1 protein-coding gene is annotated in these 212 nt (G+C 40.6%); it reads left to right on the top strand.

Going from position 1 to position 212, the window contains the following annotated elements:
• The coding region (locus P5683_RS26325) for a tetratricopeptide repeat protein (protein WP_315669536.1) at nt 1–212 on the top strand (212 nt) is incomplete at both ends.

Here is a 212-nt window from a genome sequence, read left to right as displayed (position 1 = left end):
CAATATAAACAAGCGATATCCTCCTATGACCAAGCCCTAAAATATAAACCGGATGTACATGAAGCTTGGTATAACCGAGGGAAGGCGCTGTCTTATTTAGGAGAGTATAAACAAGCCATATCCTCCTATGACCAAGCCCTAAAATATAAACCGGATTTACATGAAGCTTGGAATAACCGAGGGTTGGCGCTGTATAATTTAGGAGAGTATGA

This window comes from Limnospira sp. PMC 1279.21, from assembly GCF_032349615.1.
In the GTDB taxonomy this organism is placed as follows: Bacteria; Cyanobacteriota; Cyanobacteriia; order Cyanobacteriales; family Microcoleaceae; genus Limnospira; species Limnospira fusiformis.
The sequence above is the reverse complement of the archived record's forward strand: the minus strand, read 5'-3'. Positions and strand labels throughout refer to the sequence as shown.